We start from the raw sequence: 20,497 nt of genomic DNA, 5'->3' as shown, positions 1-20,497 counted from the left end.
AAAAGCTTTGGTCCGGTAGTTCAGTTGGTTAGAATGCCTGCCTGTCACGCAGGAGGTCGCGGGTTCGAGTCCCGTCCGGACCGCCATTTTCAATTACTTAGTAATAAGAAGTTGGTAATTTGATAATTTAATCTTCTATATAATATGGCTCAGTAGCTCAGTTGGTAGAGCAATGGACTGAAAATCCATGTGTCGGCGGTTCGATTCCGTCCTGAGCCACCATTTATACTTAAGAGCCTTTAAGTATTTCTTTTATTTGGAGGGGTAGCGAAGTGGCTAAACGCGGCGGACTGTAAATCCGCTCCTTCGGGTTCGGCAGTTCGAATCTGCCCCCCTCCACCATTTTTAAATAAAACTCTCTATTATATAGGGGCATAGTTTAACGGTAGAACGAAGGTCTCCAAAACCTTTGGTGTGGGTTCGATTCCTACTGCCCCTGCCAAAGATATGTTAAACATGGCGATTGTGGCGAAGTGGTTAACGCACCTGATTGTGGTTCAGGCATTCGTGGGTTCGATTCCCATCAGTCGCCCTTTATATTGGGCTATAGCCAAGCGGTAAGGCATCGCACTTTGACTGCGACATGCGTTGGTTCGAATCCAGCTAGCCCAGCCAACGGCGGCATAGCCAAGTGGTAAGGCAGAGGTCTGCAAAACCTTTATCACCGGTTCAAATCCGGTTGCCGCCTCCAATGATTTATGCGGGTGTAGTTTAGTGGTAAAACCTCAGCCTTCCAAGCTGATGATGAGGGTTCGATTCCCTTCACCCGCTCCAACTATTTATGGGCCTATAGCTCAGCTGGTTAGAGCGCACGCCTGATAAGCGTGAGGTCGGTGGTTCGAGTCCACTTAGGCCCACCATAATATTATTCCGCAGTAGCTCAGTGGTAGAGCTATCGGCTGTTAACCGATCGGTCGCAAGTTCGAATCTTGCCTGCGGAGCCATTTTCTTCATTATAGAAAATGGAGTGGTTCTCAAATATTTTTTTGAGAAATTTTCAAAAAGAAGTTGACTTCTGCGAAGTCAACTGATAAAGTATTATTTGTTGCCATTAACGGACAATGAAAACACGACAAACTTGATCAAAACTTCTTGAAAAAAGTTATTGACACCAAGTTGATGAACGTGTAATGTAATAAGGGTCGCTTCAAACAGAAGCACTTACACATTGAACCTTGAAAACTGAACAAAACAAGACAATACGTCAACGTTAATTCTAGATTTATTTTTAAAGAGCTATTCAAACTTTTATCGGAGAGTTTGATCCTGGCTCAGGACGAACGCTGGCGGCGTGCCTAATACATGCAAGTCGAGCGGACTGATGGGAGCTTGCTCCCATCAGTCAGCGGCGGACGGGTGAGTAACACGTGGGTAACCTGCCTGTAAGACTGGGATAACTCCGGGAAACCGGGGCTAATACCGGATAACTCATTTCCTCGCATGAGGAAATGTTGAAAGGTGGCTTTTAGCTATCACTTACAGATGGACCCGCGGCGCATTAGCTAGTTGGTGAGGTAACGGCTCACCAAGGCGACGATGCGTAGCCGACCTGAGAGGGTGATCGGCCACACTGGGACTGAGACACGGCCCAGACTCCTACGGGAGGCAGCAGTAGGGAATCTTCCGCAATGGACGAAAGTCTGACGGAGCAACGCCGCGTGAGTGATGAAGGTTTTCGGATCGTAAAACTCTGTTGTTAGGGAAGAACAAGTACCGTTCGAATAGGGCGGTACCTTGACGGTACCTAACCAGAAAGCCACGGCTAACTACGTGCCAGCAGCCGCGGTAATACGTAGGTGGCAAGCGTTGTCCGGAATTATTGGGCGTAAAGCGCGCGCAGGTGGTTCCTTAAGTCTGATGTGAAAGCCCACGGCTCAACCGTGGAGGGTCATTGGAAACTGGGGGACTTGAGTGCAGAAGAGGAAAGTGGAATTCCAAGTGTAGCGGTGAAATGCGTAGATATTTGGAGGAACACCAGTGGCGAAGGCGACTTTCTGGTCTGTAACTGACACTGAGGCGCGAAAGCGTGGGGAGCAAACAGGATTAGATACCCTGGTAGTCCACGCCGTAAACGATGAGTGCTAAGTGTTAGGGGGTTTCCGCCCCTTAGTGCTGCAGCTAACGCATTAAGCACTCCGCCTGGGGAGTACGGTCGCAAGACTGAAACTCAAAGGAATTGACGGGGGCCCGCACAAGCGGTGGAGCATGTGGTTTAATTCGAAGCAACGCGAAGAACCTTACCAGGTCTTGACATCCTCTGACAACCCTAGAGATAGGGCTTTCCCCTTCGGGGGACAGAGTGACAGGTGGTGCATGGTTGTCGTCAGCTCGTGTCGTGAGATGTTGGGTTAAGTCCCGCAACGAGCGCAACCCTTGATCTTAGTTGCCAGCATTCAGTTGGGCACTCTAAGATGACTGCCGGTGACAAACCGGAGGAAGGTGGGGATGACGTCAAATCATCATGCCCCTTATGACCTGGGCTACACACGTGCTACAATGGACGGTACAAAGGGCAGCAAGACCGCGAGGTTTAGCCAATCCCATAAAACCGTTCTCAGTTCGGATTGTAGGCTGCAACTCGCCTACATGAAGCTGGAATCGCTAGTAATCGCGGATCAGCATGCCGCGGTGAATACGTTCCCGGGCCTTGTACACACCGCCCGTCACACCACGAGAGTTTGTAACACCCGAAGTCGGTGAGGTAACCTTTTGGAGCCAGCCGCCTAAGGTGGGACAGATGATTGGGGTGAAGTCGTAACAAGGTAGCCGTATCGGAAGGTGCGGCTGGATCACCTCCTTTCTAAGGAAGATTTAACTAAACGTTTGACACGTCGAAGTTTTGTTCAGTTTTGATGGTTTAATAAGGTTTTTTGCGAAAGCAAAATAACCGTCCATCAAAACTTTTTGTCTCTTACGAGATCAAAATGTGTTTGTTCTTTGAAAACTAGATAAAGATAAATTGATAGTCAAGAAATTACCGAGTATCGCCATTTTAGGTTTTAAACCTGATGTAACAACCAATTCGGTTAAGTTATGAAGGGCGCACGGTGGATGCCTTGGCACTAGGAGCCGACGAAGGACGGGACTAACACCGATATGCTTTGGGGAGCTGTAAGTGAGCTTTGATCCAGAGATTTCCGAATGGGGGAACCCATTGTTCGTAATGGAACAATATCCTTACTTGAATACATAGAGTATGGAAGGCAGACCCAGGGAACTGAAACATCTAAGTACCTGGAGGAAGAGAAAGCAATTGCGATTCCCTGAGTAGCGGCGAGCGAAACGGGATGTAGCCCAAACCAAGAGGCTTGCCTCTTGGGGTTGTAGGACACTCTATACGGAGTTACAAAGGAATGAAGTAGACGAAGAAGTCTGGAAAGGCTCGTCAAAGAAGGTAACAACCCTGTAGTTGAAACTTCATTCCCTCTTGAGTGGATCCTGAGTACGGCGGGACACGTGAAATCCCGTCGGAAGCTGGGAGGACCATCTCCCAAGGCTAAATACTCCCTAGTGACCGATAGTGAACCAGTACCGTGAGGGAAAGGTGAAAAGCACCCCGGAAGGGGAGTGAAATAGAACCTGAAACCGTGTGCCTACAAGTAGTCAGAGCCCGTTAACGGGTGATGGCGTGCCTTTTGTAGAATGAACCGGCGAGTTACGATCCCATGCAAGGTTAAGTCGATGAGACGGAGCCGCAGCGAAAGCGAGTCTGAATAGGGCGAATTGAGTATGTGGTCGTAGACCCGAAACCAGGTGATCTACCCATGTCCAGGATGAAGTTCAGGTAACACTGAATGGAGGTCCGAACCCACGCACGTTGAAAAGTGCGGGGATGAGGTGTGGGTAGCGGAGAAATTCCAATCGAACTTGGAGATAGCTGGTTCTCTCCGAAATAGCTTTAGGGCTAGCCTCATGTGTAAGAGTCTTGGAGGTAGAGCACTGTTTGGACTAGGGGCCCTCATCGGGTTACCGAATTCAGACAAACTCCGAATGCCAAAGACTTATCCATGGGAGTCAGACTGCGAGTGATAAGATCCGTAGTCGAAAGGGAAACAGCCCAGACCACCAGCTAAGGTCCCAAAGTATACGTTAAGTGGAAAAGGATGTGGAGTTGCTTAGACAACCAGGATGTTGGCTTAGAAGCAGCCACCATTTAAAGAGTGCGTAATAGCTCACTGGTCGAGTGACTCTGCGCCGAAAATGTACCGGGGCTAAACGTATCACCGAAGCTGTGGATTGACACCTCTAGGTGTCAGTGGTAGGAGAGCGTTCTAAGGACTGCGAAGCTAGACCGTAAGGACTGGTGGAGTGCTTAGAAGTGAGAATGCCGGTATGAGTAGCGAAAGATGGGTGAGAATCCCATCCACCGAATGCCTAAGGTTTCCTGAGGAAGGCTCGTCCGCTCAGGGTTAGTCGGGACCTAAGTCGAGGCCGATAGGCGTAGACGATGGACAACAGGTTGATATTCCTGTACCACCTCTTTTCCGTTTGAGCAATGGGGGGACGCAGGAGGATAGGGTAAGCGCACTGCTGGATATGTGCGTCTAAGCAGTTAGGCTGATGATGAGGCAAATCCCATCATCGTGAAGGCTGAGCTGTGATAGCGAGCGAATTATAGTAGCGAAGTTCCTGATTCCACACTGCCAAGAAAAGCCTCTAGCGAGGAAAAAGGTGCCCGTACCGCAAACCGACACAGGTAGGCGAGGAGAGAATCCTAAGGTGAGCGAGAGAACTCTCGTTAAGGAACTCGGCAAAATGACCCCGTAACTTCGGGAGAAGGGGTGCTCTGGTAGGGTGCAAGCCCGAGAGAGCCGCAGTGAATAGGCCCAGGCGACTGTTTAGCAAAAACACAGGTCTCTGCGAAGCCGTAAGGCGAAGTATAGGGGCTGACGCCTGCCCGGTGCTGGAAGGTTAAGAGGAGTGCTTAGCGCAAGCGAAGGTGCGAATCGAAGCCCCAGTAAACGGCGGCCGTAACTATAACGGTCCTAAGGTAGCGAAATTCCTTGTCGGGTAAGTTCCGACCCGCACGAAAGGCGTAACGATCTGGGCACTGTCTCAACGAGAGACTCGGTGAAATTATAGTACCTGTGAAGATGCAGGTTACCCGCGACAGGACGGAAAGACCCCGTGGAGCTTTACTGTAGCCTGATATTGAATTTTGGTACAGCTTGTACAGGATAGGTAGGAGCCTTGGAAGCCGGAGCGCCAGCTTCGGTGGAGGCATCGGTGGGATACTACCCTGGCTGTATTGAAATTCTAACCCGCGCCCCTTATCGGGGTGGGAGACAGTGTCAGGTGGGCAGTTTGACTGGGGCGGTCGCCTCCTAAAGAGTAACGGAGGCGCCCAAAGGTTCCCTCAGAATGGTTGGAAATCATTCGCAGAGTGTAAAGGCACAAGGGAGCTTGACTGCGAGACCTACAAGTCGAGCAGGGACGAAAGTCGGGCTTAGTGATCCGGTGGTTCCGCATGGAAGGGCCATCGCTCAACGGATAAAAGCTACCCCGGGGATAACAGGCTTATCTCCCCCAAGAGTCCACATCGACGGGGAGGTTTGGCACCTCGATGTCGGCTCATCGCATCCTGGGGCTGTAGTCGGTCCCAAGGGTTGGGCTGTTCGCCCATTAAAGCGGTACGCGAGCTGGGTTCAGAACGTCGTGAGACAGTTCGGTCCCTATCCGTCGTGGGCGCAGGAAATTTGAGAGGAGCTGTCCTTAGTACGAGAGGACCGGGATGGACGCACCGCTGGTGTACCAGTTGTCTTGCCAAAGGCATCGCTGGGTAGCTATGTGCGGAAGGGATAAGTGCTGAAAGCATCTAAGCATGAAGCCCCCCTCGAGATGAGATTTCCCATCACGTATGTGAGTAAGATCCCTAGAAGATGACTAGGTAGATAGGTCAGAGATGGAAGCATGGCGACATGTGGAGTTGACTGATACTAATCGATCGAGGACTTAACCACAAAGAGTCATTTTAAAATGAACAACAATTGGTCGGTATTCGGCTTTCTTGACATCAATTCTTTATCTAGTTTTGAAGGAACAACCCTTCAATTGAATATTCGTCTGGTGACAATGGCGAAGAGGTCACACCCGTTCCCATGCCGAACACGGAAGTTAAGCTCTTCAGCGCCGATGGTAGTTGGGGGATCTCCCCCTGTGAGAGTAGGACGTCGCCAGGCAATTGTGAAGAAAGAGTAGCTCTTAGGAGCTACTCTTTCTTTGTGTATTCATGATAATGTATGTTTGGTTCGAAGAACAAACAGGTTATAGGATAGCGAGTACGGCTTTTTTTGCGTTTTTATTTGTTGGAGAAGTGTTATCGAAGGCTGATCGTACAACTAAAGTCAGTCACGAAGAACTGATTATGATTAAAATACAGATAATGTCATTAGATTTATTTGGTAAACTACGCAATTCTTAAGCAAAATGACGCAATAACGGATGTAAACGACGCAATAAAAATAAAAAAGACGCAATTCCTATTTATTTTGACGCCATTAATTAATGAATCCAATAATGCTCTGATAATTGTAGCCACAACCTATATTGTTGGCCCGATTATTACGGATTGTACATATGAATAGGGTTAAATCGTTCTGTTTTAATGATATAACCTCATAAAAACTTGCAATAAATTCTACTATTAAACGATCAATCTATTAGAAATTTAAAATAAATATCAAAATTACACCTCCAAAAAACTAAAATTAGCTTTTGCCTAAGAGTGACAAACCTTACTCGCAATTGATTTTAATCAACTTCAGATCTGGAAATCTCCTTAACTCTCATATATTTGGTCATGCTGCAGAAATCAGCGTCATATTTTTCTTCGGAATACCTCATCTAAACCTGGAGATAATTAGGTGACCGGTAATCATTAGTCAAGTAGATATGTTTACTTTTTTCTCTTATGTGTATATATAGTATAGGTAACCTAAACTGAACTCACAAATATCTATCAAATTATAAAATAGATATTGCTATTAAGTGGATTTTTGTGATATTATTGTTCTTCCGCCTTTTATAAGGGGTTTTAGCTAACTCTATCCCTTTTAGGCTGGTATAAGTGTTTAATAACTTAGTAGATATAAAAGTTGAAAAACATTTAAAAAGAAGTTGACTTCTACGAAGTTAACTGGTAAAGTATTATTTGTTGCCACTAACGGCCAACTAAACACGATGAACTTGATTGAAATTATTTTAAAAAAGTTATTGACATCAAATGAATGATCGTGTAATATAGTAAGGGTCGCTTCGAACGAAGTGCTTACACATTGAACCTTGAAAACTGAACAAAACAAGACAATACGTCAACGTTAATTCTAGATTTATTTTTAAAGAGCTATTCAAACTTTTATCGGAGAGTTTGATCCTGGCTCAGGACGAACGCTGGCGGCGTGCCTAATACATGCAAGTCGAGCGGACTGATGGGAGCTTGCTCCCATCAGTCAGCGGCGGACGGGTGAGTAACACGTGGGTAACCTGCCTGTAAGACTGGGATAACTCCGGGAAACCGGGGCTAATACCGGATAACTCATTTCCTCGCATGAGGAAATGTTGAAAGGTGGCTTTTAGCTATCACTTACAGATGGACCCGCGGCGCATTAGCTAGTTGGTGAGGTAACGGCTCACCAAGGCGACGATGCGTAGCCGACCTGAGAGGGTGATCGGCCACACTGGGACTGAGACACGGCCCAGACTCCTACGGGAGGCAGCAGTAGGGAATCTTCCGCAATGGACGAAAGTCTGACGGAGCAACGCCGCGTGAGTGATGAAGGTTTTCGGATCGTAAAACTCTGTTGTTAGGGAAGAACAAGTACCGTTCGAATAGGGCGGTACCTTGACGGTACCTAACCAGAAAGCCACGGCTAACTACGTGCCAGCAGCCGCGGTAATACGTAGGTGGCAAGCGTTGTCCGGAATTATTGGGCGTAAAGCGCGCGCAGGTGGTTCCTTAAGTCTGATGTGAAAGCCCACGGCTCAACCGTGGAGGGTCATTGGAAACTGGGGGACTTGAGTGCAGAAGAGGAAAGTGGAATTCCAAGTGTAGCGGTGAAATGCGTAGATATTTGGAGGAACACCAGTGGCGAAGGCGACTTTCTGGTCTGTAACTGACACTGAGGCGCGAAAGCGTGGGGAGCAAACAGGATTAGATACCCTGGTAGTCCACGCCGTAAACGATGAGTGCTAAGTGTTAGGGGGTTTCCGCCCCTTAGTGCTGCAGCTAACGCATTAAGCACTCCGCCTGGGGAGTACGGTCGCAAGACTGAAACTCAAAGGAATTGACGGGGGCCCGCACAAGCGGTGGAGCATGTGGTTTAATTCGAAGCAACGCGAAGAACCTTACCAGGTCTTGACATCCTCTGACAACCCTAGAGATAGGGCTTTCCCCTTCGGGGGACAGAGTGACAGGTGGTGCATGGTTGTCGTCAGCTCGTGTCGTGAGATGTTGGGTTAAGTCCCGCAACGAGCGCAACCCTTGATCTTAGTTGCCAGCATTCAGTTGGGCACTCTAAGATGACTGCCGGTGACAAACCGGAGGAAGGTGGGGATGACGTCAAATCATCATGCCCCTTATGACCTGGGCTACACACGTGCTACAATGGACGGTACAAAGGGCAGCAAGACCGCGAGGTTTAGCCAATCCCATAAAACCGTTCTCAGTTCGGATTGTAGGCTGCAACTCGCCTACATGAAGCTGGAATCGCTAGTAATCGCGGATCAGCATGCCGCGGTGAATACGTTCCCGGGCCTTGTACACACCGCCCGTCACACCACGAGAGTTTGTAACACCCGAAGTCGGTGAGGTAACCTTTTGGAGCCAGCCGCCTAAGGTGGGACAGATGATTGGGGTGAAGTCGTAACAAGGTAGCCGTATCGGAAGGTGCGGCTGGATCACCTCCTTTCTAAGGAAGATTTAACTAAACGTTTGACACGTCGAAGTTTTGTTCAGTTTTGATGGTTTAATAAGGTTTTTTGCGAAAGCAAAATAACCGTCCATCAAAACTTTTTGTCTCTTACGAGATCAAAATGTGTTTGTTCTTTGAAAACTAGATAAAGATAAATTGATAGTCAAGAAATTACCGAGTATCGCCATTTTAGGTTTTAAACCTGATGTAACAACCAATTCGGTTAAGTTATGAAGGGCGCACGGTGGATGCCTTGGCACTAGGAGCCGACGAAGGACGGGACTAACACCGATATGCTTTGGGGAGCTGTAAGTGAGCTTTGATCCAGAGATTTCCGAATGGGGGAACCCATTGTTCGTAATGGAACAATATCCTTACTTGAATACATAGAGTATGGAAGGCAGACCCAGGGAACTGAAACATCTAAGTACCTGGAGGAAGAGAAAGCAATTGCGATTCCCTGAGTAGCGGCGAGCGAAACGGGATGTAGCCCAAACCAAGAGGCTTGCCTCTTGGGGTTGTAGGACACTCTATACGGAGTTACAAAGGAATGAAGTAGACGAAGAAGTCTGGAAAGGCTCGTCAAAGAAGGTAACAACCCTGTAGTTGAAACTTCATTCCCTCTTGAGTGGATCCTGAGTACGGCGGGACACGTGAAATCCCGTCGGAAGCTGGGAGGACCATCTCCCAAGGCTAAATACTCCCTAGTGACCGATAGTGAACCAGTACCGTGAGGGAAAGGTGAAAAGCACCCCGGAAGGGGAGTGAAATAGAACCTGAAACCGTGTGCCTACAAGTAGTCAGAGCCCGTTAACGGGTGATGGCGTGCCTTTTGTAGAATGAACCGGCGAGTTACGATCCCATGCAAGGTTAAGTCGATGAGACGGAGCCGCAGCGAAAGCGAGTCTGAATAGGGCGAATTGAGTATGTGGTCGTAGACCCGAAACCAGGTGATCTACCCATGTCCAGGATGAAGTTCAGGTAACACTGAATGGAGGTCCGAACCCACGCACGTTGAAAAGTGCGGGGATGAGGTGTGGGTAGCGGAGAAATTCCAATCGAACTTGGAGATAGCTGGTTCTCTCCGAAATAGCTTTAGGGCTAGCCTCATGTGTAAGAGTCTTGGAGGTAGAGCACTGTTTGGACTAGGGGCCCTCATCGGGTTACCGAATTCAGACAAACTCCGAATGCCAAAGACTTATCCATGGGAGTCAGACTGCGAGTGATAAGATCCGTAGTCGAAAGGGAAACAGCCCAGACCACCAGCTAAGGTCCCAAAGTATACGTTAAGTGGAAAAGGATGTGGAGTTGCTTAGACAACCAGGATGTTGGCTTAGAAGCAGCCACCATTTAAAGAGTGCGTAATAGCTCACTGGTCGAGTGACTCTGCGCCGAAAATGTACCGGGGCTAAACGTATCACCGAAGCTGTGGATTGACACCTCTAGGTGTCAGTGGTAGGAGAGCGTTCTAAGGACTGCGAAGCTAGACCGTAAGGACTGGTGGAGTGCTTAGAAGTGAGAATGCCGGTATGAGTAGCGAAAGATGGGTGAGAATCCCATCCACCGAATGCCTAAGGTTTCCTGAGGAAGGCTCGTCCGCTCAGGGTTAGTCGGGACCTAAGTCGAGGCCGATAGGCGTAGACGATGGACAACAGGTTGATATTCCTGTACCACCTCTTTTCCGTTTGAGCAATGGGGGGACGCAGGAGGATAGGGTAAGCGCACTGCTGGATATGTGCGTCTAAGCAGTTAGGCTGATGATGAGGCAAATCCCATCATCGTGAAGGCTGAGCTGTGATAGCGAGCGAATTATAGTAGCGAAGTTCCTGATTCCACACTGCCAAGAAAAGCCTCTAGCGAGGAAAAAGGTGCCCGTACCGCAAACCGACACAGGTAGGCGAGGAGAGAATCCTAAGGTGAGCGAGAGAACTCTCGTTAAGGAACTCGGCAAAATGACCCCGTAACTTCGGGAGAAGGGGTGCTCTGGTAGGGTGCAAGCCCGAGAGAGCCGCAGTGAATAGGCCCAGGCGACTGTTTAGCAAAAACACAGGTCTCTGCGAAGCCGTAAGGCGAAGTATAGGGGCTGACGCCTGCCCGGTGCTGGAAGGTTAAGAGGAGTGCTTAGCGCAAGCGAAGGTGCGAATCGAAGCCCCAGTAAACGGCGGCCGTAACTATAACGGTCCTAAGGTAGCGAAATTCCTTGTCGGGTAAGTTCCGACCCGCACGAAAGGCGTAACGATCTGGGCACTGTCTCAACGAGAGACTCGGTGAAATTATAGTACCTGTGAAGATGCAGGTTACCCGCGACAGGACGGAAAGACCCCGTGGAGCTTTACTGTAGCCTGATATTGAATTTTGGTACAGCTTGTACAGGATAGGTAGGAGCCTTGGAAGCCGGAGCGCCAGCTTCGGTGGAGGCATCGGTGGGATACTACCCTGGCTGTATTGAAATTCTAACCCGCGCCCCTTATCGGGGTGGGAGACAGTGTCAGGTGGGCAGTTTGACTGGGGCGGTCGCCTCCTAAAGAGTAACGGAGGCGCCCAAAGGTTCCCTCAGAATGGTTGGAAATCATTCGCAGAGTGTAAAGGCACAAGGGAGCTTGACTGCGAGACCTACAAGTCGAGCAGGGACGAAAGTCGGGCTTAGTGATCCGGTGGTTCCGCATGGAAGGGCCATCGCTCAACGGATAAAAGCTACCCCGGGGATAACAGGCTTATCTCCCCCAAGAGTCCACATCGACGGGGAGGTTTGGCACCTCGATGTCGGCTCATCGCATCCTGGGGCTGTAGTCGGTCCCAAGGGTTGGGCTGTTCGCCCATTAAAGCGGTACGCGAGCTGGGTTCAGAACGTCGTGAGACAGTTCGGTCCCTATCCGTCGTGGGCGCAGGAAATTTGAGAGGAGCTGTCCTTAGTACGAGAGGACCGGGATGGACGCACCGCTGGTGTACCAGTTGTCTTGCCAAAGGCATCGCTGGGTAGCTATGTGCGGAAGGGATAAGTGCTGAAAGCATCTAAGCATGAAGCCCCCCTCGAGATGAGATTTCCCATCACGTATGTGAGTAAGATCCCTAGAAGATGACTAGGTAGATAGGTCAGAGATGGAAGCATGGCGACATGTGGAGTTGACTGATACTAATCGATCGAGGACTTAACCACAAAGAGTCATTTTTAAATGAACAACAATTGGTCGGTATTCGGCTTTCTTGACATCAATTCTTTATCTAGTTTTGAAGGAACAACCCTTCAATTGAATATTGTCTGGTGACAATGGCGAAGAGGTCACACCCGTTCCCATGCCGAACACGGAAGTTAAGCTCTTCAGCGCCGATGGTAGTTGGGGGATCTCCCCCTGTGAGAGTAGGACGTCGCCAGGCAAATAGAAAAAGAGTAGCTCATTGGAGTTACTCTTTTTTGTTGCTTGTTTTAAAGACTATTTCTCCCTGCTACATTCGGAGAAGTTGACTTCTTCATCTATAAGTTCTACGATAATAGTAAATAAAGGGTTGATTCGAAAGGGTGGTACTCTTGCAAGGAGCTTCTAGTACTACGATTGATCAGTTTTTAACATGGCTTGAACATGAAGGGAAATCATCAAATACCATCTCGACTTACCATCAGGAGCTTAAGAAATATGAGAAGTGGCTTCAACAGAATCACAAAGAGTTAATAAACATTACTCATCGTGATGTTCAGGATTACATTCTATTTTTAGAGGAAAAGGGTAAGAGTCCAATCACGACCGATAAAATCTTGGGAGTGATTCGTACTTTTGCAAAATATTTAAAAAGACCTGATATTACGTTCGATATAAAGATTAAACAAGGAAGTAAAAAGGATGAGATCGAAACGTTGTCTAAGGATGAATGTGAAGCACTTTTATCAGAAGTAAGGGAAAGTGAAAATGAAAGAAATATAGCGATCGTATATACGCTTCTTCATACTGGGATACGGGTATCAGAGCTTTGTGCCCTTAATATAGCGGATACGGATCTTCAAACGAAACAAGTAAGCGTTACGGATACTCATGGGGATCTACGGATTATTCCTCTATCGGAAGAAGTGGTGAATTCTCTTTCTAGGTATATGAAGGCTATTCAACCACAGGAAGCGTTGTTCGTTTCCAAAACGAATGAGCGATTAACCGAGAGGTCGGTCCAGTATATGCTTAAGAAGTTCCATATAAATGCTCAAAAGCTGCGCCATACATTTTGTCAGCATCTTATTGATCAAGGTGTCAGTCTCGAAGTGGTATCAAGGCTTGCCGGTCATAGGGATATTAATGTAACAAAGAAATATGCAAGGTCACAGGTACCTGAGGCAGAATTTGAAAATGCGATCCGAAGAACGTTTTCAAAGGATTGCTAACAATTATTTGATTGGTGGTGGCAAACTTTAGGAATCCATTAAAAGATGGAATGCTCTACTGGAGCATGGATTACAGCTTGGACTCTGATAATCATAATCTGTTTTGAAAGGTTCGTGTGAGAAGTGTGGCCGGATTGTGGCCAGAGTAATCGACCAATAGCGAAAAGCAACTCTTTTATCAAGCAAGTGGTAAAAGGTTCTTTTTCATTCAAATATGTGAATTGTTTCACAAGTAAATATGGTAAGATAAACAATATCAAAACAATGTCAGGTGATGTCCGATGAAAGATCTTTACAACAAAGCATTGGCGGCTTTCATATCGCCTCTGTTTTTTGCTCTGTTTATGGGGTGGGCAATGTATACCCCTATGAAAGAAAGAGAATATGAATGTTGTTATATGGATTTTATTGATGGTTTTGTCATGACGATCATGCCTTCCATTCCCATTTATCTTGTGTTTGGACTATTAGGGGGATATCTGATTGATAAGGTGACGGATGCTCTGAAAATTAAGCGTAGAGTATATTTGTTCCAACTCATGTTGTATATCTTAGTAGCTGTTCTTCCTGGATTGTTTCTTGGCATCACATCAGATGGTTTAGGATTAACAATGGTTTTTGCCATTTATAGTGTTCCAGCTACACTCATCTATTACCATGTCTTCCTCTGCCTCCATTGCTTTGAAAAGTTTAGTAACAAAAGAAGAAAAATGGAAGAAGCCTAAACAAGGAGTTTCCTTGTTTGTATGATGGGTTGTGCCAATGAAGAATGGTATAATAAGTGAATCTATTAAACGTTTTATGCGTATCAGGGGGCCTCATGTTTACTTCTTTGTTTTTGTTACTCATATTGTTTCTATCCCTAGCCGGATGGGGATTGTTTTTCTTATATAAAATGAAGGTTCATCCTGCCTTTATACCTTTACTTCTTTTTTCAAGTGTTACGACCGTACTTTTTGGAGCCGGGTTGATGAATCGTATGCCTTTGGCAGCAAACTTCGTCTATTATTCTGGTTTGCTTTTATGTTCGATATATCTGCTATTATTCCTTATAAATAAGATATCATTTAAACCTTTGGTGCATCCTTCGCTTGTGTTTTTCTCTTTGGCTGTTTTGTTTGTGATGGTTTACATGAGGGGGACCCTCTTTTTAAACTATGATGATTTCAGCCACTGGGGGCTGGTCGTAAAAGAGATTGTAAGGGTGGATGGTCTGCCGGACGCCAGTACGTTGGTGACTTTCCAGAACTATCCGCCTGGTAGTGCCGTGTTTATCTACTATTTTCTCAATCTTTTAGGGTTCCAGGAAAGCTTGGCATTGATGGCCCAAGGATTCATGACGATGGCTGGTTTCACAGTCCTATTCATGAGGAGTTCCTGGAAGAAGCCTTGGACGGTCATCCTTCCTTGGGTAATTTCCTTTACTCTCCTATTAGTAAATGCGAAAATATTCTACAGTTTACTGGTAGATATTATTCTTGGATCAGTGGCGTTAGCGATTCCATTAGTCGCTTATTACTACCGTAAGGATTGGAAAAGACTTCTGCTCGTGAACATTCCGATTGTGATCTTGTTAATTTTATTGAAAGACAGCGGAAAGGTTTTTCTATTATTTAACGGGATTGCTATACTAGGGATACTGATTGCCTCTCATAGGGAAGGGATTGAAAAGAGAATCGATAAAGTCATGCCTTATGCTTCATTGGTTCTGCTGATGATCCTTCCTTTAGTGGTGAATTTGCTTTGGCACACGTATACGTTACAAGCTTATAGTGAGAGCTATGGAGATAATAAGTTTGCCATTACAGAGGATAAACTGAAGGACATCCAGAAATCGGAGCAGTTTTTAGCAGGTTTTGATGGAATGATGCTGGACGCTGCGTTCAATCCTTTGTCGTCGCCCCATGTGATGGCATTATTGGTGGTCAATCTGATTGCCCTTCTATTCATGGTCAGAATGAAACGTAAAACGCCTAATGAACTTGTGGCTTCGTTTGTCTTGTTTAATCTTTTTTACGTGCTGTACATGTGTTCTCTCTATTATATGTATGTGTATCTGATGCCTGAGAACGAAGCGTCAAGGCTGGCAGGGTTTAACCGCTATCAGTCGGCCATTACGGTTTATGCTGGCGGCATGCTCATGACGGTGGTTGTCTATGTATGGTCTAACTATGTGAAATCCTTTAAAAGAGTAACGGGCATTCTATTAGCAATCTGTTTCTTAATCCCTTATATAAGGCACCTGGAAATATTAGTGACTCGTCCGGAAGCACATGTTGAGCTTAGGGGTGACGTAAAAGAGTACTCTTCTGTGATTAAAACATCAGGGGTATCGGAACCTATGATTACGTATTATAGTCCCGGGAGTGCAGATGATGGAGGTTATTTCAGCTACTTGATCAGGTATGAACACCTGTCAATGAACTATTCTTTCATCAAAGGTTCTGAAACAGAAGATCAGCTCTCCTATTTGAAGGAAGTATTGATGAAATCGGATTTTCTAATGGTGCTGGAGGTTGACGAACACTTACAAGATGGGTTATCTCACTATACAAGCCATAAAATTTCGGAAGGTGTGTACCAGGTAAAACGGGAGAAGGATTTGTTTGAACTGGTGCCTGTGCAATAAAATGTAAAGCCAATCCATTGATCATTAATAATGGATTGGCTTTTTTAAACAAACGTTTGATTAATCATGGCCGTATTCTTCTAAATTTATAAGGAAATCAGCCAATAACCTCGCTTCGTCAGGAGATACAAGTCCAGCAGGCATAATGCCATTCCCAACTTCTAAAATGGTGAGGATGTCTTCTTCTGACATCCTATGACTTAACCCGACCAAGCCAGGACCTGCTCCGCCTTCCAAGTAGCTCCCGTGGCAACTGATACATGTCTCTTTGATAATATCAATCGGCAATCTTTCACTCTGTACCTGGACTACCTCAGAGAACACTTCCTTCACACTGATGGTTTCATTCATGACTAAGCGATTGTTTTCTAAGGCTTTAATTCGATATGAACTAGTAAACCCCTTGATCATTTCTGTCCCGTCCTGATAAGTGATCTTAAATTCCTCATATGTATCGGCAGTGAATTCGGAAGGGGTATTTTCTGTGATATGTTGAACTTCAACGATGAGCACATCTTCTGTCAAACCCTTGCGATTAATCGTCCTAATCGATTCCTGACTTTCCTTATACATTTTCCCATTCGGGTCTAGTAAAGGTTCGATGTATGAGAAGTCTTCCATTCTGATCGCCTCCATACCTAACACAACATAACTTTCCACTAGTTCCCTTATATCCTCATCTTTAACAGAAGGGGCTGCCACATTTTCCTCTTTGGGTTCTGCTTTGACGGGCTTAACGGTTTTCTTTTCTACTTGAGCAGAGACTGTTTCTGATTGAATGGGTGTCTCTGACATCGGGGTTACATTGTCCGAAAAGTTATCGGATTGACTATCAAATCTTGCGAATACAGATTGAATGGGAGGTTCTCCAACATTTACACCTCTCGTTTGAAAATAGGCAGTAGGGGAATAAATACTATCCCAGTTTGCCGTTACATCTACTTTCACGACAAACCTTTTGTCATCAGGATGTTGATTAAAGAGAACCCTTATGTGCATATCCTTTTTCTTGTAATCGGCCAGGTATGCGTTCAAGGTGTCTTCGCTAAAAAATCGATCATTCGCTTCAACATAGGATGCCACATCATAGGCAACTTCCTCAGTAACGGGTTTCGCTACGAAGAAATAGAGGGACCATTCCAGCGCTTTAAGCATAACGAGTCCCAGGAAGAAGAAGGAAATCAGTCCTTTGATTATATTCTTCATTATTGTCATTTTACTAACTCCTGATATTCATAATGTATTCTTCTGTATTATCGGTTACTAGTCTAAAGTATTTATGAAAAACCCAAATAAAACCAGTTATTTTGTCGTAACTTTTCGAACCGCCATCTACACGTATATACAAATTCTGTACTCTATCTCCTCTATCATATGATTCATAGACTTTACGTTATGGGGGATGAGAATGAGGAAGTTTTTGCTAGTCTGTCTGGCCATTATCACCTTATTTACATTAGCTGGCGGTAAGTACCATTGGGATCAAAGGGTTGCGGCTGTTCAGGTGAAAGGACATACGGAAAAAGTATCGGGTTATCGAACAGGTATGAGTATGGAAGAAAAAAAAGAAGAGGATAAGGAAATAGCAGCGGCTGAAGAAGTGAAGAAAAGACTGGTGAAATTAGACAAGTTGAATTATCTTCCACCGGAGTTAAAGGAAACGTTCAAGAGGAAAATTGAAGGTGATGAACCCGTTCATCTGATGATTCTTGGATCTTCTTCTACTTCTGGGAAGGAAGGGGCGTGGCCGAAAGAACTAGAAAAGGCGCTGCTCGACACGTACGGGCATGATTTGATAAAGGTGACGTTGAAGGAAATCGCTGAAAAAACGTCACAACAGGTTGTGAAGGAGGAATTACATAAACCACTGGCTGATATGAAGCCGGATATTCTCTTGCTGGAACCATTTCTTTTGTATGACAACCCTGAAATAAGAATGTCGGACCGCATTAAAAATCTTGAGACGATCCTTTCAGATTTCAAGAAGCAGAATCCTGACATCACCTTCATCATCCAACCGGCCAATCCCATTTCAGGCGCTTATTACTACCCTCAGGAAGAAGGTGATTTAGAGAAGTACGCCAGAGAGAGAAAATACGTGTACCTTAACCATTGGGATGCATGGCCCGATTACAATAAGAGTCAATTAAAGGACTATTTAACAGAGGAGAATATACCTAACGAAAAAGGGAATAAAGTCTGGCTCGAATATTTAATGAAGTATTTTATAAGGGGATAGCTCCCTGAGGTCTTCAATCCATTGGGGTTGAGGGCTTTTTTTAATGAATAAAAAAGGGCATTCTAAAAGGATAAAAAAAGTAGATGAAAACAGCGGGATCTAATTACGTGCTTAATTTTGATTCATGATAGTGTAATTTCTGGATCAGGTGTTCTTTCATTTTTTCATCAAGACAGTCTTGGACCAGGGTGTAATAGTAAGTGGCGAGAAACTTATGGATCATCTTCATAACGATCTTCACTCCCCTTATACTTTTTTATTTTATTTTCCACTATTAAGGATCTCGAATATATAGGGATTGTTATTTATTTTTATTACAAAATTTGCAGGCGTCATGGAGGGAACTGATCCCATAGAATTAGATTGCGGGTTTTGTCGATTGAAAATAGGAGGAATATCCTAGTGTTCTGGCAAATACCTTTAATTGGATTGCCAAATAGAGAGGAGAACCACTTTGAGAAAAGACCTGAAACATTCTATGAAAGTATTAACCGGAGCAATGACAATGGCATTAGTGATGGCACCAACGATGGCTCTTGCCGAACCGAAAGAAGTGAATGCGTATGTAGATTATCTGGCTTTAGGAGACTCGTTAGCGGCAGGGGTGCTGTATGACAACTCCATGGGTAAGGGATACCCTGATTTCCTTGCAGATGAATTCAAGGAAGATGGCTTTCATGTAGATTTTAACAAGAGCTTTGCCGTACCGGGTTATACGTCTAAACAGGTCTTGGCGGACATACAAGATCCTGCAAAGGGTTTACAAAAAGAAATCATGGACGCTGATACCATTACATTGGACGCAGGTGCCAATGACTTACTGCAATTGATTGAACAGAAGGATGGCAGGATTTCAATCGATCCTGTAAAAGCGCAGGCAGCCCTTCAGGAAGTGGGTGTAAATATCGCCACCACTTTAGGCATCATCCGTCAATTAAACCCTGACGTACAGGTGTATGTGATGGGTTATTACAATGCATTCCCATACTTACCACAAGAAACCCAGGAACAGTTAAAGCCTGCTTTAGATGGATTAAATCAAGCGATTCAAGCAGCGAGCGTGCAGGGAGGAGGCGTAATTGTCCCGGTTGAAGAAGCGATGGCCGATGGCTTCCAGGTAAAACTGCCGAACCCGCAAAATGTCCACCCGAGTGAAGCGGGATATGAAGCCATGGCCGACGAGTTTTGGAAGGTCATGGAGCCCGTCAGCGATACAGTCGGAAAATCAACGGCCCGTTTATACGGACAGGATCGTTACGAAACTGCGGCTGAAATCTCGGAAGAAAGCTGGGAGTCTGCTGATACGGTGATCATTGCAAGAGGAAACGAGTATCCGGACGCATTAGTCGGAACACCTCTTGCCTTTCAGTTGGAAGCGCCGATTTTGTTGACGAATGGTACTTCTTTATCCAAAGAGATTAAAGAAGAAATTGATCGTCTGGGAGCGGAACATGCGGTAATTCTAGGTGGGGAAGGAGCCGTGTCGGAGAAGTTAGAAGCGGAATTGGATGAGTTGGGATTAAGTGTGGATCGCATCGGGGGAGACGACCGTTTCGAAACGGCTGCTTTCGTCTCGAATGAATTAGGTTATTCGGATACGGCAGTGGTTGCTTATGGATATGACTTCCCGGATGCACTGGCTGTTGCTCCATATGCTGCCCAACATGGATATCCGATCCTGTTAACGGAAACTACTTCGATTCCGGAAGCAACAGGCTTTGCCCTTCAAGATGTAGAGAACACCTATGTGATCGGAGGGACAGGGGTCATCAGTGAAAAGTTAACGTTTAAGAACGGAGAGCGTTTGGCTGGTGACACGCGTTACGATACAGCTGCCGCCATCTATAATGAGTTCCAAGGTCCAACAAGCTATGCCGTAGTCGCAACAGGCAGTGACTTTGCCGATGCGCTAACAGGATCTGTCTTTGCTGCCATAAATGAGGTTCCGTTATTACTCGTGAAAAAAGATGAATTACCACCGCAAACAAAAGCATTAGTAATGGAGAACGGTTTGAAGCACTTTATGGTATTGGGAGGAGAAGGTGCGGTTGAGAGCAGTGTAGTAGAAAAGTTAGTGGAGTAAAGATGATCGAAACGATCAAAAGAGTCCTGGACTATATTTAAATAGTCCAGGGCTTTTTTTGTGTGTTAAACAATCGTTTAACAGCCTTAAGTATTGCTGTGAGAGGGTTGGATTATATTAATCAAACGTTTAATTAAATAGAGTCAGTCTTTAAAAGTAATCAGAAGGAATACAGTTAAGTTTTTTCATAAAGGAACATGTACTTAAAAACAGCTCTTAAAGCACGACAAGTGAAAGACTATATTTTTCCTTATAATATAAAATATTTCCA

The 20,497-nt window shown here is 45.7% G+C and carries 7 protein-coding genes, 10 tRNA genes and 6 rRNA genes; 21 read left to right on the top strand and 2 right to left on the bottom strand.

The genetic code is table 11. The features are described 5' to 3' along the window. The first annotated feature begins 9 nt into the window (after positions 1–9). The 19 genes from ACXAF2_RS09795 (at position 10) to ACXAF2_RS09705 (ending at position 15,904) form a co-directional block, all read left to right on the top strand. A tRNA-Asp gene (locus tag ACXAF2_RS09795) sits at positions 10–86 on the top strand. 60 nt (positions 87–146) lie between these two features. Continuing rightward, positions 147–222, top strand: a tRNA-Phe gene (locus ACXAF2_RS09790). Between the two features lie 36 nt (positions 223–258). Next, positions 259–342: transfer RNA gene (locus tag ACXAF2_RS09785), tRNA-Tyr, on the top strand. Positions 343–368: 26 nt separating this feature from the next. Further along, positions 369–442, top strand: a tRNA-Trp gene (locus ACXAF2_RS09780). Positions 443–459: 17 nt separating this feature from the next. After that, a tRNA-His gene (locus ACXAF2_RS09775) sits at positions 460–532 on the top strand. Between the two features lie 8 nt (positions 533–540). Beyond that, a tRNA-Gln gene (locus ACXAF2_RS09770) sits at positions 541–615 on the top strand. Between the two features lie 2 nt (positions 616–617). Further along, positions 618–691: transfer RNA gene (locus ACXAF2_RS09765), tRNA-Cys, on the top strand. Between the two features lie 9 nt (positions 692–700). Next, positions 701–774: transfer RNA gene (locus tag ACXAF2_RS09760), tRNA-Gly, on the top strand. Between the two features lie 9 nt (positions 775–783). After that, positions 784–860 (top strand) — tRNA-Ile (locus ACXAF2_RS09755). A gap of 9 nt (positions 861–869) precedes the next feature. After that, positions 870–944, top strand: a tRNA-Asn gene (locus ACXAF2_RS09750). A gap of 304 nt (positions 945–1,248) precedes the next feature. Further along, positions 1,249–2,800: ribosomal RNA gene (locus ACXAF2_RS09745) — 16S ribosomal RNA — on the top strand. A gap of 224 nt (positions 2,801–3,024) precedes the next feature. After that, positions 3,025–5,960 (top strand): 23S ribosomal RNA (locus ACXAF2_RS09740). 102 nt (positions 5,961–6,062) lie between these two features. Next, positions 6,063–6,179: ribosomal RNA gene (gene rrf / locus ACXAF2_RS09735) — 5S ribosomal RNA — on the top strand. A gap of 1,175 nt (positions 6,180–7,354) precedes the next feature. After that, positions 7,355–8,906, top strand: a 16S ribosomal RNA gene (locus tag ACXAF2_RS09730). 224 nt (positions 8,907–9,130) lie between these two features. Next, positions 9,131–12,066, top strand: a 23S ribosomal RNA gene (locus tag ACXAF2_RS09725). Positions 12,067–12,167: 101 nt separating this feature from the next. Beyond that, a 5S ribosomal RNA gene (gene rrf / locus ACXAF2_RS09720) occupies positions 12,168–12,284 on the top strand. Together the 16S, 23S and 5S rRNA genes with 10 tRNA genes alongside form the textbook arrangement of a ribosomal RNA operon. Positions 12,285–12,435: 151 nt before the next feature. Further along, complete coding sequence (locus ACXAF2_RS09715) at positions 12,436–13,275, top strand: tyrosine-type recombinase/integrase (protein WP_475138365.1); 840 nt, start codon at positions 12,436–12,438, stop codon at positions 13,273–13,275. Positions 13,276–13,556: 281 nt separating this feature from the next. Beyond that, positions 13,557–14,000 carry a hypothetical protein gene (locus ACXAF2_RS09710; RefSeq protein WP_475138364.1) on the top strand — a complete coding sequence of 148 codons (444 nt, stop codon included), beginning with the start codon at positions 13,557–13,559 and terminating at the stop codon, positions 13,998–14,000. Between the two features lie 245 nt (positions 14,001–14,245). Then, positions 14,246–15,904, top strand: a complete 1,659-nt coding sequence (locus tag ACXAF2_RS09705; protein WP_475138363.1) for a hypothetical protein — start codon at positions 14,246–14,248, stop codon at positions 15,902–15,904. Positions 15,905–15,964: 60 nt separating this feature from the next. Here the strand turns inward: ACXAF2_RS09705 and ACXAF2_RS09700 are convergent, their stop codons facing one another. Further along, the gene (locus ACXAF2_RS09700; RefSeq protein WP_475138362.1) at positions 15,965–17,119 is read right to left on the bottom strand and encodes a c-type cytochrome; all 1,155 of its coding nucleotides are present in this window, start codon (positions 17,117–17,119) and stop codon (positions 15,965–15,967) included. Between the two features lie 193 nt (positions 17,120–17,312). Between ACXAF2_RS09700 and ACXAF2_RS09695 the strand changes: the two genes are divergently transcribed. Beyond that, entirely contained in the window at positions 17,313–18,143 is an 831-nt protein-coding gene (locus ACXAF2_RS09695; RefSeq protein WP_475138361.1) for an SGNH/GDSL hydrolase family protein, read from the top strand. A 103-nt stretch (positions 18,144–18,246) separates the two neighbouring features. On the opposite strand, the gene ACXAF2_RS09690 is transcribed toward ACXAF2_RS09695, so the two are convergent. Continuing rightward, entirely contained in the window at positions 18,247–18,372 is a 126-nt protein-coding gene (locus tag ACXAF2_RS09690) for a hypothetical protein (RefSeq protein WP_475138360.1), read from the bottom strand. Positions 18,373–18,597: 225 nt separating this feature from the next. Between ACXAF2_RS09690 and ACXAF2_RS09685 the strand changes: the two genes are divergently transcribed. After that, the gene (locus ACXAF2_RS09685) at positions 18,598–20,226 is read left to right on the top strand and encodes a cell wall-binding repeat-containing protein (protein ID WP_475138359.1); all 1,629 of its coding nucleotides are present in this window, start codon (positions 18,598–18,600) and stop codon (positions 20,224–20,226) included. The last annotated feature ends 271 nt before the right edge of the window (positions 20,227–20,497 follow it).

This window comes from Rossellomorea sp. ABR4_004 (assembly GCF_056159585.1).
Note: the sequence above shows the minus strand (reverse complement) of the source record. Positions and strands in the feature narration are given on the sequence as shown.

Coding starts and splice junctions, on each gene's coding strand:
- ACXAF2_RS09710 (WP_475138364.1), top strand. CDS start 13,557: ATGAAAGATCTTTACAACAAAGCATTGGCGGCTTTCATATCGCCTCTG.
- ACXAF2_RS09705 (WP_475138363.1), top strand. CDS start 14,246: ATGAATCGTATGCCTTTGGCAGCAAACTTCGTCTATTATTCTGGTTTG.
- ACXAF2_RS09700 (WP_475138362.1), bottom strand. CDS start 17,119: ATGACAATAATGAAGAATATAATCAAAGGACTGATTTCCTTCTTCTTC.
- ACXAF2_RS09695 (WP_475138361.1), top strand. CDS start 17,313: ATGAGGAAGTTTTTGCTAGTCTGTCTGGCCATTATCACCTTATTTACA.
- ACXAF2_RS09690 (WP_475138360.1), bottom strand. CDS start 18,372: ATGAAGATGATCCATAAGTTTCTCGCCACTTACTATTACACCCTGGTC.